Source organism: Ruegeria sp. HKCCD7303 (assembly GCF_013111185.1).
Classification (GTDB): domain Bacteria; phylum Pseudomonadota; class Alphaproteobacteria; order Rhodobacterales; family Rhodobacteraceae; genus Ruegeria.
In genome coordinates this window covers 230,465-246,356 of the sequence record NZ_WVRE01000002.1, presented here as the reverse complement: position 1 = coordinate 246,356, position 15,892 = coordinate 230,465, and the positions used below count along the sequence as shown (strand labels likewise).

16 protein-coding genes are annotated in these 15,892 nt (G+C 58.0%); 15 read left to right on the top strand and 1 reads right to left on the bottom strand.

Translation table 11 applies throughout. The features are described from left to right. The first annotated feature begins 7 nt into the window (after positions 1–7). The 6 genes from GS630_RS05850 (at position 8) to GS630_RS05825 (ending at position 5,988) form a co-directional block, all read left to right on the top strand. Positions 8–1,138, top strand: a complete 1,131-nt coding sequence (locus GS630_RS05850; protein ID WP_171618876.1) for a bifunctional 2-C-methyl-D-erythritol 4-phosphate cytidylyltransferase/2-C-methyl-D-erythritol 2,4-cyclodiphosphate synthase — start codon at positions 8–10, stop codon at positions 1,136–1,138. Then, on the top strand, positions 1,135–1,632 hold the full coding sequence (locus GS630_RS05845) for a phosphatidylglycerophosphatase A (RefSeq protein WP_171234387.1): 498 nt from the start codon (positions 1,135–1,137) through the stop codon (positions 1,630–1,632). Before GS630_RS05850 ends, GS630_RS05845 begins: the two co-directional genes overlap by 4 nt. Then, positions 1,629–2,096 (top strand): CinA family protein, encoded by a 468-nt coding sequence (locus GS630_RS05840; RefSeq protein ID WP_171179951.1) that lies wholly within the window; start codon positions 1,629–1,631, stop codon positions 2,094–2,096. Before GS630_RS05845 ends, GS630_RS05840 begins: the two co-directional genes overlap by 4 nt. A 204-nt stretch (positions 2,097–2,300) precedes the next feature. Further along, positions 2,301–3,482 carry an ammonium transporter gene (locus tag GS630_RS05835; protein ID WP_171618875.1) on the top strand — a complete coding sequence of 394 codons (1,182 nt, stop codon included), beginning with the start codon at positions 2,301–2,303 and terminating at the stop codon, positions 3,480–3,482. Between the two features lie 136 nt (positions 3,483–3,618). Then, positions 3,619–4,296, top strand: a complete 678-nt coding sequence (locus tag GS630_RS05830) for an orotate phosphoribosyltransferase (RefSeq protein WP_171179948.1) — start codon at positions 3,619–3,621, stop codon at positions 4,294–4,296. 201 nt (positions 4,297–4,497) lie between these two features. Next, positions 4,498–5,988, top strand: a complete 1,491-nt coding sequence (locus tag GS630_RS05825; protein WP_171179946.1) for a replicative DNA helicase — start codon at positions 4,498–4,500, stop codon at positions 5,986–5,988. A 254-nt stretch (positions 5,989–6,242) separates the two neighbouring features. On the opposite strand, the gene GS630_RS05820 is transcribed toward GS630_RS05825, so the two are convergent. Continuing rightward, positions 6,243–6,782 (bottom strand): GNAT family N-acetyltransferase, encoded by a 540-nt coding sequence (locus GS630_RS05820; protein WP_171618874.1) that lies wholly within the window; start codon positions 6,780–6,782, stop codon positions 6,243–6,245. A 241-nt stretch (positions 6,783–7,023) separates the two neighbouring features. Between GS630_RS05820 and alr the strand changes: the two genes are divergently transcribed. From alr to purF, 9 genes are all read left to right on the top strand, one after another. After that, on the top strand, positions 7,024–8,058 hold the full coding sequence (gene alr / locus GS630_RS05815) for an alanine racemase (protein WP_171618873.1): 1,035 nt from the start codon (positions 7,024–7,026) through the stop codon (positions 8,056–8,058). Next, a complete protein-coding gene (locus tag GS630_RS05810) occupies positions 8,055–8,837 on the top strand; it encodes an ABC transporter permease (protein ID WP_171179939.1) in 783 nt (260 codons plus the stop codon). Before alr ends, GS630_RS05810 begins: the two co-directional genes overlap by 4 nt. After that, positions 8,834–9,580, top strand: coding sequence for an ABC transporter ATP-binding protein (locus tag GS630_RS05805; RefSeq protein ID WP_171179937.1), 747 nt, complete (start codon positions 8,834–8,836; stop codon positions 9,578–9,580). The genes GS630_RS05810 and GS630_RS05805 overlap by 4 nt, the downstream gene beginning before the upstream one ends. Before the next feature lie 8 nt (positions 9,581–9,588). Further along, positions 9,589–10,029, top strand: coding sequence for a hypothetical protein (locus GS630_RS05800; protein ID WP_171618872.1), 441 nt, complete (start codon positions 9,589–9,591; stop codon positions 10,027–10,029). Positions 10,030–10,032: 3 nt separating this feature from the next. Next, on the top strand, positions 10,033–10,485 hold the full coding sequence (locus GS630_RS05795) for a paraquat-inducible protein A (protein WP_171618870.1): 453 nt from the start codon (positions 10,033–10,035) through the stop codon (positions 10,483–10,485). 150 nt (positions 10,486–10,635) lie between these two features. Continuing rightward, on the top strand, positions 10,636–11,418 hold the full coding sequence (locus tag GS630_RS05790; RefSeq protein ID WP_171179931.1) for a DNA repair protein: 783 nt from the start codon (positions 10,636–10,638) through the stop codon (positions 11,416–11,418). A gap of 121 nt (positions 11,419–11,539) precedes the next feature. Next, positions 11,540–12,904 (top strand): DNA repair protein RadA, encoded by a 1,365-nt coding sequence (gene radA / locus GS630_RS05785; protein WP_171179928.1) that lies wholly within the window; start codon positions 11,540–11,542, stop codon positions 12,902–12,904. Between the two features lie 40 nt (positions 12,905–12,944). Further along, on the top strand, positions 12,945–13,538 hold the full coding sequence (locus GS630_RS05780) for a CvpA family protein (protein WP_171179926.1): 594 nt from the start codon (positions 12,945–12,947) through the stop codon (positions 13,536–13,538). Between the two features lie 654 nt (positions 13,539–14,192). After that, the gene (purF, locus tag GS630_RS05775) at positions 14,193–15,716 is read left to right on the top strand and encodes an amidophosphoribosyltransferase (protein ID WP_171179924.1); all 1,524 of its coding nucleotides are present in this window, start codon (positions 14,193–14,195) and stop codon (positions 15,714–15,716) included. Positions 15,717–15,892: the final 176 nt, after the last annotated feature.

Sequence of the window (15,892 nt, the reverse complement as noted above, 5' to 3'; positions counted from 1 at the left end):
CCGAGACATGACTACAGCCGCCATCATAGTCGCCGCAGGGCGCGGGTTGCGCGCCGGAGGTGGCGTACCCAAGCAGTGGCGCATCCTTGCGGGCCGTCGCGTGGCAGACTGGACGATCGAGCGGTTCCGCGGACAGGTGGATCACATCGTACTTGTGCTTTCAGACGAAGACACCCCCGCATGGGAAGAGTTTCGCAATTCAGATCTGATCCTCGCATCTGGCGGATCAGATCGCTCAGGCTCAGTAAGTAGCGGATTGAAGGCCCTGGAAGGTCTGGGTGTGCAACATGTTCTGATCCACGACGTGGCCCGCCCTTGTGTCTCGTCGCGCATCATAAAGGACGTTTTGAACGCGCTGGAAACGCACCAAGCGGCTGCCCCGGGGCTTGCTGTCACGGATGCGCTGTGGGTTGGGCGGGATGGCGCTGTAACGGGCACGCAGGATCGCAATGGCCTCTATGCTGCGCAGACACCGCAGGGGTTTCACTTTGACGCCATCACAACCGCACACGCAGCCCATTCGGGCGGGGCTGCGGATGATGTGGAGGTCGCCCGTACGGCGGGCCTTGATGTATGCATTGTCCCCGGCGACGCAGACAATCTAAAAATCACCCGACCCGAGGATTTTGCCCGGGCGGAACGGATAATGGGAACGGATATGGATGTAAGGCTTGGCAACGGGTATGACGTACACCGTTTTGGCGAGGGGGATCACGTTATCCTGTGTGGTGTGAAGGTGCCTCATGGGCGCGGATTGCAGGGACATTCAGATGCGGATGTCGGGATGCACGCCGTAACCGATGCGATCTACGGCGCTTTGGCGCAGGGTGACATTGGTCACCACTTCCCGCCCTCAGATCCGCAATGGAAGGGTGCTGCCAGCGAGATTTTTCTGCGCCATGCGGTCGAGCTGGCCGGGCAGATGGGATACCGCATTTCGAACGTCGATTGCACCTTAGTCTGCGAGTATCCAAAAATCGGCCCTCATGCCGCTGCCATGCGCGCTGAAATGTCTAAAATCATGGGGTTAAGCGCAGATCAGGTCTCGGTCAAGGCCACCACATCTGAGCGTTTGGGCTTTACTGGTCGCAGCGAAGGGATCGCCTCGCTCGCCACAGCCTGCTTGGTGAAACAATGACCACGGCACAGGTGATCGGTACGGTCGGCGGTGTCGGATATTTGCGCCCTGCCCCCGGAACCTGGGGATCCTTGGCGGCGCTGCCGATGGCTTGGATATTGCACACGCTGGGTGGGTTTCCCCTGCTGGCACTTGCAACACTGGCCGTTTTTGTTGGCGGCCTTTGGGCAACCCGCGTGATGACCGAGGGCCAAGATGATCACGACCCGTCAGAAATCGTCGTTGATGAGGTCGCAGGCCAGTTCATCGCGCTTTGGGCGATTTCTTACCCGTCTTGGGCCCATGGGATCAACATTACCGCCCTTTGGCCCGGTTGGGTGGCTGGGTTCATCCTGTTCCGCCTGTTCGATATCACCAAGCCCGGCCCCGTTGGCTGGGCCGACAGGCGTGGCGATCCGATGGGCGTTATGCTCGACGACGTCATCGCAGGCGTTTTCGCAGCCATCGGCGTGATGATACTGGCGGGAATAGCACACGGAGTACTGGGTCTGTGAACGTGAGCGAGCTGTTGGATTTTGCCAAGGCGCAGGGCGTGATGATCGCCACGGCTGAAAGCTGTACGGGCGGGATGGTGGCTGCGGCCCTGACCGATATTCCCGGCAGCTCCGCTGTGGTTGACCGGGGCTTTGTCACTTACACCAACGCAGCCAAACAGGACATGCTGGGTGTTTTGGCCGAAACGCTGGCCGCGCATGGCGCAGTGTCAGAGGAGGTCGCCCGCGAGATGGCAGACGGAGCCCTGCGTCATTCTCAGGCGCAGCTAGCCGTGTCGATCACCGGCATTGCCGGACCGGGCGGGTCCGAGTTCAAGCCAGAGGGGCGTGTGTGTTTTGGACTGTCCCGAGACAGTAGAGACACTCGAACCGAAACCGTTGAATTTGGCGCATTGGGGCGAGATGCGGTCCGGCTGGCAGCGCGTGATCACGCGTTAGATCTACTTAAAGATGGCCTTTCCTAAACGCCCATTCCTTAGGCAAGATGCCTGAAAAGCCGCAAAAACTGTCATCACTTGAATAAAAGGCGACATTTTAAGCGCCTTTAACAACTCTGCCTCTTTTTTCCTCACCTCTCCTCCGTTTCAAGGCTGCGCACACACTCACAAGGCTTCCGAGCGCCGATACAAAGCGTTCCGAACCAAACGCAGGGGAAAGGAGAACGGCCCATGAATGGAGCCGATACAGCCTGGATCATCGTTGCAACCGCACTGGTCCTTTTCATGACATTGCCAGGTCTTGCCCTGTTCTACGGCGGGCTTGTACGTGCCCGAAATGTACTCAGCGTGTTCATGCACTGCTTCTCAATCGCCTGTTTGATGAGCATTCTGTGGCTCGTTGCGGGCTACTCGATCGCCTTCGGCCCCGGAGAAAGCGGGGTTTGGGGTGGTCTGGGCAAAGCGTTCCTGAACGGTGTGGATGCCGACAGCCTTGCAGGCACCCTGCCCGAGATCCTGTTCTTCGCCTTTCAGATGACCTTTGCGATCATCACACCGGCCCTGATTGTGGGTGCCTATGTCGAACGCGTTGGCTTTGGGTTTGTTCTGACCTTTTCCGCCCTCTGGATGCTGCTCTGTTACGCGCCGGTCGTCCATTGGATCTGGGGCGGCGGCATGCTGGCTGATGGCGGCATTCTGGGCGAGATCGGCGTACGCGACTTTGCGGGCGGAATCGTAGTCCATGAAACCGCTGGTCTGGCCGCTCTGATCATCGCCGTCATACTTGGCCCGCGCCGCAACCGTACCACACCCCCGCACAACCCCGGCTACGTCATGGTTGGTGCTGCGATGTTGTGGGTGGGTTGGTTCGGCTTCAATGGCGGATCACAGCTGGCCGCAGATGGCGGCGCCGCAATGGCCATGACCGTCACGCATCTGTCCGCCGCAACCGCGTCGCTGACCTGGGCACTGTGGGAACGTATCCGCTTTGGCAAGGCTTCCATGGTCGGTCTGGTCACAGGCACCATTGCTGGTCTGGCTTCGATCACACCGGCATCCGGCTTTGTGGGTCCGGTACAAGCGCTGATCATCGGTGCGGTCGCCGGTGTCCTGTGTCAGGAAGCCGTCAATGTCATCCGCAACAAGCTGAACATCGACGACACGCTAGATGTATTTGCGGTGCATGGCGTCGGCGGCATTTTCGGCACCATCATGATCGCTGCGTTTGGCCTTGGCACATGGACCGCGCAATTGGGCGGGTTGATGATCGTGGGTGTCTTTACGGCAGTTGTTACGATTGTGTTGGTGAAGGTGGTTGCACTTCTCACCCCGCTTCGCGTAGACGCCGAAACCGAGACAAACGGGCTCGATCTTTCGGTACACGGGGAACGCGCCTACGACATGAGCAGCTAAGCCCACCTTGGCGCTCTGCCCGAAAGGGCGAAAAGCGGACCTCTTGGGGGTCCGCTTTTCTTTTTTGCCCTCTCGACTCCGGCCCAACGGTCGGGCTATCAGCCCGCAACGTGTTTTCAGCCCCGAGGTTTGCGCCATGATCCCCAGTTCCTTTCCCGACAGCACCGAAATCGCCCGCCTGACCGCGCGGATGCTGCTGGAGATCAAGGCCGTCCATTTCAACTCGCGTGAGCCGTTTACCCTGGCAAGCGGACTGCCCAGCCCGACCTATATCGACTGTCGCAAGCTGATCTCGTACCCGCGCATCCGTTCGACACTGATGGATTTCCTGACCGTGACCGTGATGCGCGAGGCCGGGTTCGAGGCGTTCGATAACATCGCCGGCGGCGAAACCGCAGGCATCCCCTTTGCCGCCATGGTTGCCGAGAGGATGGCGCTGCCGATGACCTATGTGCGCAAGAAACCCAAAGGCTATGGCCGCAACGCCCGGATCGAAGGCGCGATGAACGAAGGCGAGCGGGTGCTGCTGGTCGAGGATCTGACAACCGACGGTGGCTCGAAACTTTCCTTCGTGGACGCGATCCGCGAAACCGGCGCGACCTGCGGGCATACTGCGGTGATCTTCTACTACGGCATCTTTCCCGAAACCGAGAAAACACTGGGCGATCACGGTGTAAAGCTGCATTCGCTTTGCACTTGGTGGGATGTTCTTGCCGAGGCCAAGGCGCAAAAGGCCTTTGACGAAGAGACCCTTAGCGGCGTCGAGGCCTTCCTGAATGACCCGCGGGGGTGGCAGGAAGCGAATAAAAGCTGACGTCGCGAAATCAATTTTCTGAGCGGAAACAGTAGCAGGTCCGCGGACTTAATTCGCACTACATGTTGACGTACAGCCCCGTCATGCTTCAAGATGATGGGGCCCGGAGATATTCACAGCATATCCCCAGAAAACATACAATTTGCCCCGACTCGCAGGGCTAAGCTATGGACCATGTCCCAAGGGACGGTGAGAGCAGCAATGAACGAGATCAGCAGTATCGAGCAAGCAGCGGCACAGATTCAAAACGCAGAAACCATGCCGCATTCCATTGAGGCTGAACAGCAGCTTCTGGGCGCGATCCTGACCAATAACGACCTCTATGACCGGGTCGCCTCGATCATCGGGGCCGAGCATTTCTATGATCCGGTTCATGCCCGGATTTATGAAGTCGCCGCCGCCCGCATCGCTAAAAACGCGCTGGCCTCACCGGTCACACTGAAATCCTTCATGGGCGAAGATGAAGGCTTGAAGGAGCTGGGCGGCCCGGCCTATTTGGTCAAGCTTGCCGGTGCCTCGATCAGCGCCTTTGCTGTGCATGACTATGCCCAGATGATCTATGACCTCGCCATTCGGCGCGAGTTGATCCGACTTGGCCGCGACATTTCAGACAAGGCAGCGCGGGTCGAAGTCAGCAGTGAGCCAAAAGAACAAATCGTCGAGGCCGAGCAGCAGCTCTATCAGCTATCCGAGCAGGGCCAGACCGAACAAGGTTTTCAATCCTTCCTGAAGGCGGTCACAGAAGCCGTCAACGTCACCAATGAAGCGTACCAGCGCGGTGGTGGAATGGCGGGGATTTCCACCGGTCTGGCCGACTTGGACAAACAGCTTGGGGGCCTGCACCCCTCTGACCTGATCATTCTGGCCGGGCGTCCGTCGATGGGGAAAACCTCGCTGGCGACGAACGTAGCGTTCAACGTGGCCAAAGCCTACAAACGCGGACAGAAGCCGGATGGCTCGGAAGGCGCGATTGACGGTGGTGTGGTCGGGTTCTTCTCACTTGAGATGAGCGCCGAGCAGTTGGCGGGCCGTGTGCTGGCCGAAGCGTCCGAGATTTCCTCGCACAAGATCCGTCAAGGCGATATGACCGAGGCCGAGTTCCGCCGCTTCGTGGACGCGGCCAAGGAATTGGAAGCCTGCCCCCTGTTCATCGATGACACCCCGGCACTGCCGATCTCGCAGCTTGCCGCCCGTGCGCGTCGGCTCAAGCGGACGCATGGTCTGGACCTTCTGGTGATCGACTATCTGCAGCTTTGCCGAGGTATGTCCGACAACCGCGTGAACGAGATTGCCGAGATTTCGATGGGTATGAAGGCCATCGCCAAAGAACTGAATATCCCGGTCATCGCCCTGTCACAGCTGAGCCGTCAGGTCGAAAACCGCGACGATAAACGCCCGCAACTGTCCGACCTGCGGGAATCGGGCTCGATCGAGCAGGATGCCGATGTGGTGATGTTTGTGTTCCGCGAGGAATACTACAAGGAACGCGAAAAGCCCGGTGATCACGAGCTGGAAAAGATGGAAGAGTGGAAGCAGGCGATGGAACGCCTGCACGGCAAGGCCGAGGTCATTGTCGGCAAGCAACGCCACGGTCCCATTGGCACCGTCGAGCTTTCGTTCGAAGCCCAGTTCACACGCTTTGGCAATCTGGTCAAACCCTGGCAGCAGGGTGGCGAGATCGAAGGCTACTGAACAGGCGGTCTCTGACTTTTCCTGTTCCTCCGGCCGAAGCGATGGCGCATCAGCCACGCTGTGTTAGAACCGCTGAACAAAGCTTCCACAGCAACAGGTCTGCATCGCCGCCGGCGCTGCGGATTATGGCCGGCCATATCCCAAGACAACGGCCGCAAAAGAAGCTGGTGGCGCGCCATGTTCACAACAACAAGACAATGCTCGATTATTCTCTGAACTGGCGACAGGTCCTTTCGCGTACCGCACGATTCCCCTCACCAAAGCGATGGATTGTTCAATGCGGGCACGCAGCGCGACGGGCCTTTCAGCGGTGTCAGATCCTGACCATCCAATGACTGCCCCAGCCATCCGTGCGGATGGCTCAGCGCCAGCGGCGGTTGCGCGGTTGTCTCAGAGATCTGACCAAAGCCGGTTTTGCAATAGTACCCGGGATCGCCATAGGTCAGCGCCACATCCACACCAGCTGCGCGCAGGCAGTCCAACCCGTAAGAGATCAATGCCTGCCCCACGCCAGTCTTTTGATTGTCTGTCCTAACCGCCATGGGCGACAGGATGAATACGCAACGCGCGTCCTGCGGAAACATGATGCGCGAAAAGATGGCACAGCCCAGCAGTTGGCTTTCGCTATGCGCGGTGCAGACCAACAGGTCCTTTGATGGCGTGCTGTCGATCAGGTCTTGCACAAAGGCACCAATGACCACGCCTTCACCCGTGCCTTCAGACGCCGCAAAAACATCCTCGAAAAACTGGGCCACATTGAAGGGGCTATCAGCCAACCCGGTCGAAAACTTCATGACTTCCTCAATTCTCGCTGCTTTGTCATTGACTGAACAATGATGGAACGATCATTCTCGCAAGATCGCTTTAACACCAATGTGAAAACAATCGCAAAGCGAACCATTCACAGCGAAAAACCGCTAAAACGTCATGGTTTTCGGCGCCATCTGATGATTGGCAACATCGTGCAACGGAATACGCAACAGAAAAGCACCATTCCCTCTTGACCTTGGACAGCGCGATGTCATGAACAGTGCCATGAGTACTGCACGTTTGACGATCAATCTTCATGCGCTGGCCAGCAACTGGCGCGCGCTTGATGCGAAGACCGGGGTTGAAACCGGAGCCGTGGTCAAGGCCGATGCCTATGGGCTGGGTGTCGGGCCTGTCAGTGACACGCTGGCCGAAGAAGGCGTTCGCAAATTCTTTGTTGCCGCCTCCGAGGAAGGTGCTGCCGTGCGCGAGGCCGTGGGACCTGGCCCGATGATCGGTGTCTTTTCTGGGCATATGGAAGGCGACACGGATCTGCTGCGCGCGCACGACCTGACGCCTCTGATCAACTCGGCCGAACAGTTCCAGCGTCACCTGCAAGCACTCCCTGACCACACATTCGGCATTCAACTGGACAGCGGCATGAACCGTCTGGGGCTGGAGCGCGCAGACTGGGCCGAATTGCGCCCAAAGGCTGAGGCCTTGAACCCGGCGGTGGTCATGTCTCATCTGGCCTGTTCGGACGAGCCGGATCACCCGATGAACCATCAGCAGCTTAAGACCTTCCGCGAGATGACCGACGGCATCACTGCCCCGCGTTCGCTGGCCGCAACCGGAGGCACCTTACTGGGGCCAGAGTTCCATTTCGATTTCTGCCGCCCGGGTATCGGCCTTTATGGCGGTCTGCCGTTTGCTGGGGCCAAGCCGGTTGTCACCGTCGATCTGCCCGTCATTCAGGTACGCCAACTAGAGGTGGGCGAAACCGTCGGCTACGGCAACAGCTGGGTCGCACGCCGCCCGTCACGTATCGCGACCGTCGCGGCGGGCTATGCTGATGGCCTGCATCGTGCCATCGGCGGAGGGATTGACACTTTTGCCGGAAACCAGCCTTGCCCGGTGGTCGGCCGTATCTCGATGGACCTGATCACGGTGGATGTTACCGACTTGCCGAACGACCCGGAACGCCTGCGCATTCTCAACGGCCACCAGACTGTCGACGATCTGGCTGAAGCTGCCGGAACAATCGGTTACGAAATACTGACATCTCTCGGCAATCGCTATTCGCGGGGCTACGTGGAATGAACCCAATTTCCGCGCTTGGGGGGCTGGGCCGGGCTGTACTGAGCCTGATGGCAGCCTTTGGCCGCGTGGCCCTGTTTGCGCTGGATGCCATCTCGCATATCCTGCGCCCGCCTTTTTATCCGCGCGAGTTCGGAATGGCCTTGCTTAATATCGGTTGGCTTTCCCTGCCCGTGGTCGGCCTGACCGCTATCTTCACCGGCGGCGCGCTGGCGTTGCAAATCTACGCCGGCGGCGCACGTTTTAACGCCGAAGCCGTGGTACCCCAAATCGTAGCCATCGGTATGGTGCGAGAGCTTGGCCCGGTGCTGGTCGGCCTGATGATTGCTGCCCGCGTAACTTCTTCCATCGCTGCAGAGATCGCCACGATGAAAGTGACCGAGCAAATCGATGCTTTGGTCACGCTGTCGACCCATCCGATGAAATACCTGACCGCTCCACGCGTGTTGGCTGCGCTGATCACCGTGCCCGCACTTGTCGCGGTGGGTGACATCATCGGCATTGCCGGAGGCTACACGGTTGCCACTCAAAATCTGGGCTTTAATCCGGCGGCCTATCTGAAAAACACGGTCGATTTCCTTGAAGCCCGCGACATCGTCTCGTCTTTGGTCAAAGGCGCAGTCTTCGGCCTGATCGCGGCCATCATGGGGTGCTATTACGGTATGAATTCCGGTCGCGGTGCACAGGGCGTAGGCCGCGCCACCAAAGGCTCGGTCGAGGCCGCAGCCGTGCTGATCCTGGCCGCAAACTTCGTTCTCACAGGGGTATTCTTCTCGCTATGATCCGGATGGAGAACGTACATAAAGCCTTTGGTGACAACCGCGTATTACAAGGACTTAACCTTGAGATCCCCAAGGGCACTTCGATGGTCATCATCGGTGGGTCGGGCACCGGAAAATCGGTGGCTCTGAAATGTATCCTTGGCCTGATCCACCCCGACAGCGGCATGATTTATGTGGACGGAAAAGACGCCAGCAAAGGCGACCGCGACGCGTTTCTGGCCCGGTTCGGGATGCTGTTTCAGGGGGCCGCCCTGTTTGATTCACTGACCGTCTGGCAAAACGTTGCCTTCCGCCTGCTGCGTGGTTCTCTGAAACGTCCGACCGAGGAAGCGCGCGAAATCGCTATCGAAAAACTGCGTCGTGTGGGCCTGAAATCCGACGTCGCCGACCGTTTTCCGGCCGAGCTGTCAGGGGGGATGCAAAAACGTGTGGGCCTTGCCCGTGCTATCGCCGCCGAGCCCGAGATCATCTTTTTCGACGAACCCACCACTGGTCTTGACCCGATAATGTCCGGCGTGATCAACGATCTGATCCGCGAAATCGTGACCGAGATGGGCGCCACCGCGATGACCATCACCCACGACATGAGCTCGGTCCGCGCGATTGCCGACAACGTCGCTATGCTGCACGGAGGCGTCATCCAATGGACCGGTCCCGTCGGGCAGATGGATGCCTCGGGTGATCCCTATGTCGAGCAGTTCATCAGCGGGAGTGCAGAGGGGCCGATTGAGGCGGTTCGGTAATCAGTGAAATGACTTTTCTTGTCGCCTCCGAATTCGTTAGAGTCTTTGGAATTTCCTACGTAGCAGGCCTGGTGATCACCACATCCGGGATATTCCCAGGATTTGGAAAGACCATTTTTTCAAAACTCAAATACGCTGAAGCAGAGGCTCGTATTCGCCGCCAAAAATTAGGATGGGGTGCGCCCGAAGCACCAGATAAGGAGGTTAGTACCAAACAAGTCTTGCGTATGCTTCCCGTTACTGTCCTTCTTATCGGCCTCACGATTTACGGGTTTAGATGGGTGGAGAATGCTCAAATACCTGCGTTAAATTTCTTGCTGGGTTCGGCATCGCTAGTAATGGGATTGTTTCTTAGAAGACAGTTTTTACGAGACTGGTACGGATCCAGATTAAAACTGGATTTCGCTTGTTTTTTGATTGGATTGTTTTTCTACTTACAACAGATTTGAAGAATGACCCTCCGCCTCGCCACCCTCTCGCTCCTGATCCTCTACCCCATCGCGTGGTTTGCCCCGCTTATGCGCGCGGGGTTCCTGCCGATTTTCGGTCTCAGCGAAATCAGCGTCATCACCGGGCTCCAATCCTTGTGGAAATCCGACATCTTCCTCGCGCTAATCGTGACCATCTTCGCCCTCTTCGCCCCCTACATCAAAACCATCGGCACCGCGCTGATCCAGTGGAACCTGCTGGACGCCCGCGTCCAAACCGCGCTGAACATCCTCGGTAAACTGGCCATGGCAGACATTTTTCTGATCGCGCTTTACATCACATTGGCCAAGGGCATCTCTTACGCCACCATCGAAACTGCGTGGGGTCTTTACCTGTTCACGGCCTGTATTCTGGCCTCGATCGCGCTTGGCCATATTACAGAGATGACATCTGGTTCACGAAAAGCTCAGACCTAATTGATTGAAAACACATATCTAAGTATCATCTTTATATTTCGAGCAGTTAAGATTTGTAGTTTTCGGGTCCGCAGCGGATCGCCCTAAGTTGTTTGATCTTCCTCCGCTTCGGCCCGGTGTGTTCCGGTTTGAAAAAGGAGTTCGACGACCATGGCCGCCCTCCACAACATCACATTGCAATGTCAGAATGCCTTTTTAAGATTGACTTTTTTACTGATTTGCATGGCGGCCCTGCTGGCCGTTTCAACCACGATGTTATCCGCTGCGGGCGTGTTGCCCTGGCTTTCGATGCAGGCCGGATTCGGCGACGGACCGGCGACGGATGCCGGGATGTTCATCCAGATCGGGCTGACCGCACTGATTCTAATGCTGGCATTCTACCTGCCCGCAAACGCACGAATGATGGCCCTGGAAAACAACCACCGCAAATTTGCCCTCGATATGCATGACATCGCGAACGCGTATCAGATGGCCCATGCCGCTGACCGAGGCGGGCTGTTCATGATGTCCTCCGAGTTCGACGCGGTCAAAGAGCGTATGGCGTTTCTGCGCCAGCACCCTGACCTGCAATCGCTTGAACCAGAGATTCTGGAACTGGCTGCACAAATGAGCCAGATCAGCCAGGAATTGGCCGAAACCTATGGCGACGCGCGGGTCGAACGGGCGCAGATGTTCCTGCAACAACGGCAGCAAGAGATTGAGCTGTTCCAGCAACGTTTGGAAGAGGCTCAGGTCATCCAAAACGAATTGCGCCAATGGACGCGCGATGTGGAAATGGAAGAGACCATCGCCAAGTCGCAATTGGCACGCTTGCGGGATGAACTGTTCGAGCTGTTGCCCGAACTGTCGACTCAGTTGCAAACACCACGCAAAGACAGCGCCTCAAAGGCGTCCAGCGTGGTTGCAATGTCTCCCCCTCGGGCGGCGGAATAGGCGCGTCAGCGCCCGCTGTGGGCGATGGCCCATCCGGGCCTGAGGCCGCAGCGCGCCACCGGCGGTGAGGAAAGCCTGCAAGGGCTTGAAGAACCGCCCAAGCTCGGGCACCAAAGGCCGCATGGCAAAAACGACTTCTTTCTCCTGCTCGGCCTGCGGAGCAACACATACGCGGTGGTCCGGACGCTGCGACGCGTGCGGCGAATGGAACACCATCGTTCAGGACGTGCCCCTTTCGGCTGGCCCGACCAAGAAATCCCTCGGCGGCAAACGCGGCCAGTCCATTGCACTCACGGATTTGTCGACCGAGGAAACCCCGCCGCCCCGCACCCTTTGCGGGGTCGAGGAGCTTGACCGGGTATTGGGCGGTGGTCTGGTCCCGGCCTCTGCCCTTCTTGTGGGCGGAGATCCGGGCATCGGTAAATCCACGCTGCTGTTGCAGGCTGCTGCCCGGTTTGCGCGTGCTGGCGTCAAAACCATCTACGTCTCGGGCGAGGAAGCCAGCGCTCAGGTCCGGATGCGTGCGCGTCGTTTGGGTTTGGAGGATGCTCCGGTGCAACTGGCCGCAGAAACCAACCTGCGCGACATCCTTACGACGCTTGAGGCCGAAAAGCCCGGTCTGGCGATCATCGACTCGATCCAGACCATGTGGGCCGACAATGTGGACAGCGCGCCGGGCTCGGTGTCACAAGTCCGGGCCGCAGCGCATGAACTGACCACATTTGCGAAACGGCACGGTGTCTCGATCATAATGGTCGGCCACGTTACGAAAGAGGGCCAGATTGCCGGTCCCCGCGTGGTCGAACACATGGTCGACACGGTGCTGTATTTCGAAGGCGAGCGCGGCCACCAGTTCCGCATCCTGCGCGCCGTCAAGAACCGCTTTGGCCCGGCGGACGAGATCGGTGTCTTCGAGATGACTGGCAAAGGGCTGGCTCAGGTCACGAACCCCTCTGCCCTGTTCCTGTCGGAACGAGGCACGCCCAGCCCCGGTTCAGCTGTCTTTGCAGGCATCGAAGGCACCCGCCCCGTTTTGGTCGAATTGCAGGCCCTTGTCGCCCCTTCGCCCCATTCCCAGCCCCGCCGCACGGTCGTTGGATGGGACAGCGGGCGGCTGGCCATGATCCTTGCCGTGCTCGAGGCGCGTTGCGGAATCCCGTTTGCAGGCCTCGATGTCTATCTAAACGTGGCAGGAGGGCTAAAGGTCACCGAACCCGCCGCCGACCTCGCAGTTGCCGCTGCGTTACTCAGCGCGCGTGAAGACACCGCCCTGCCCGCCGACACCGTCGTTTTCGGAGAAATCTCGCTATCTGGGGCACTTAGACCTGCCCCGCAGACAGAAAACAGGTTGAAAGAAGCACAAAAACTTGGTTTCACAGCGGCAATTGCTCCGGCAGGTGGCAAAACCGGCACTGTGGCAGGTCTGTCACTCACCCGACCCTCTGATTTGGTTGGGTTTGTTGGCGAAACCTTCGGAGCAGGTTAAAGTCGCGCCCTGAGGGGCAGAAAACGAACAGGCGAGGGCCATGGAAGGTTTTACAATAATTGACGGGGTCGTCGCCCTGATCATCGTGGTGTCGGGCATATTGGCCTACTCACGTGGCTTCATGCGCGAGGTTCTTGCAATCGCAGGCTGGGTCGCAGCGGCCGTTCTGGCGTTCATCTTTGCCCCACAGGCCGTCCCACTGGTCAAGGAGATCCCCGTTGTCGGAGATTTCTTACGCGACAGTTGCGAGCTTTCGGTCATCACCGGCTTTGCTGCAGTCTTTGCCGTGGCGCTAATCGTGGTCAGCATTTTCACGCCGTTGTTTTCGTCACTGGTGCAACGCTCGGCCTTGGGGGGGCTGGATCAGGCGCTTGGTCTGTTCTTTGGTATCGCGCGCGGCATTCTGCTGGTTGCGATTGCCTTCTTTGTCTACGACACCGTCATGACCGGCCAATCTTACACGATCGTTGACGAAAGCCGCTCGGCCAAGGTGTTCGAACAGTTCAGCGGTCAGATCGAAGAACAAAATCCCGAAGCCGCTTTGGGCTGGGTTACGGCGCAATATGAAGAGCTGGTAGCCAGCTGCACTGCAGATAACGCCCAGCCTGCAACAACGGCACCTGCCGAAGGTTAAGCGCCCTTTCGTTTGGTTTTCACTGAAAAGCCCGGTCTGGCCCGGGCTTTTTTCATGCCGGTCAGTTGAAACCTTCGCCACCACATACGGTGCATCGGATGGTTTTCAGTCCGAAACAGCCATCGCACCGGCTAAAGATGGGTTTACCCAGAATATCGCGACCTTTGGCAACTTCACCAGCACCGTTGCAGATCTGACAAGGCGCACGCCCCATGCCCCGGCAGCGATGACACCGTTGTTTGATGCGTTCCTGCTTGTTCTGTTGAGACTTATGCTGCCACATTCGGGTCCTCTGTGTGCTCTACTACTCCAAACTTGCGGATACTCCTTAGCATGACAGCATATATGTCTGTGCATGTCATCACCTTCGTCACAACACGACTCCGGCGAATATTTCCGCCTGCGGCAATAGGTGAGTGTGATCCTTTGATGACAGCCCGGTCATTAGGCTTTATGTGGAGGCCAACCCGCCACGGAATCGGAGCCACCGATCTTGTTCTTTCTGTATGAATGCGCGCTGGTCGTGATGATAGTCGCCCTATTGGCGTCAATTTCACCTGCTACCAAGACATCCGCATACGCTTTGCAGACGGCCCGTCTCCGAAAAGCGGTCAGTCCTCAGATAAAATCGTCATAGAAGTTGGAGCCCCGTAAATGTGTGGGATTTTGGGAATCGCAAGCCGGACACATGATGTGTTTGCCGAGATCTATGACGGGCTGCTTATGCTGCAGCACCGGGGTCAAGATGCCTCGGGGATCGTGACCTTCAATGGCGAGTTTTTCCGGGAAAAGAAGGCCAACGGGTTGGTCAAGGACGTGTTCAATGCTCAGGACGCCGAAACCCTTCTGGGCCATGTCGGCATGGGCCATGTCCGTTATCCCACCGCAGGTTCGCTTAGCGCGGCCGAGGCGCAGCCGTTCTTTGTAAACGCGCCTTATGGCATCTATCTGGTTCACAACGGCAACATTACCAACACTGCCGAGCAGCGCGAGAAGGTTACCGGCAAATACAGCCGCCATCTGCGCACCACCTCAGACTCCGAGATTCTGTTGAACGTCTTGGCCGACAAGGTGGCGGACGCGATCAAGGTAAACGGCAATGCGGAACCCATCCGCAACCTGTTTGCAGGTGTGAAGATGACGATGGAACGCGTTCAGGGCGCCTATTCCGTGATATGTCTGGTCGCGGGCGTCGGGATGCTGGCCTTCCGCGATCCGTTTGGGATTCGTCCTCTGTCGGTTGCAAAGCGCGAGGTCGATGGCCAGGGCGATGACTATGCGTTTGCCTCAGAAGACGTAGCCTTCGGCATCAACGGCTTTGAAAAGCTGCGCGATCTGCGCCCGGGTGAAGCGATCTTGATCGATCTGGACGGCAACATGCACGAATTCCAGGCCGTCGAAGGCAAGCTGACGCCCTGTATCTTTGAATACGTGTACCTCGCCCGTCCTGATTCACTGCTGGACGGGGTTTCGGTGTACAAAACCCAAATGCGTATGGGGCAGACGCTGGCCAAGCAGATTCAGGAGTCTGGTCTGGAAATCGACCGGATCATCCCTGTACCGGATAGTGCCCGCCCCGTGGCATTGGAAGCAGCCAAGATCACCGGAATCCCCTATCGCGAAGGTCTGGTGAAAAACCGTTATGTCGGGCGCACCTTCATCATGCCTGGCCAGGCTGAACGGCAGAAATCCGTTCGCCGCAAGTTGAACGCCGTTCCGCTGGAATTTGATGGCCACAGCGTTTTGCTGATCGACGATTCCATCGTGCGCGGCAATACCATCAAAAAAATTGTGCAGATGTGTCGCGACGCGGGTGCCAAGAAAGTTTATGTCGCAAGCGCCTCGCCCCCGGTAAAATACCCCAATGTCTACGGCATCGACATGCCGACTAAGGCCGAGTTGATCGCAAACGGAAAAGAGATCGAGGAGATCCGCGAAGAACTGGGCGCGGATGCTCTGTTCTATCAGCATCTGGATGACCTGATCTGGGCCGCCAAAGAAGGCAACCCCGAGATCGACGCCTTTGACTGTTCGTGCTTTGACGGCAATTATATCACCGGCAGCGTCAGCGAGGATTATCTGGACAATCTGGAAAACAGCAGCCGCGTCAGCCAGAAGCGTGCAGACATGCAGGTGCCCGGCGGGTCGTGGAACGCGGCAAAGCTGGCTTCTGGCTAAACGGGTTCACCTTTACCCCCCGGTGCTAAGGGCGGATGATTCGCTTTGGTAACGTGACGACAGCATTCAGTTCGGGCCGTTTCGATGAGTGGTTTTTTGCCACAACTCAGCGGTGAATGCCGTGTGATCTCAGGGGCTTTTTCGTAGGGCATTTTTTTCTCGATGACATCTGTGTG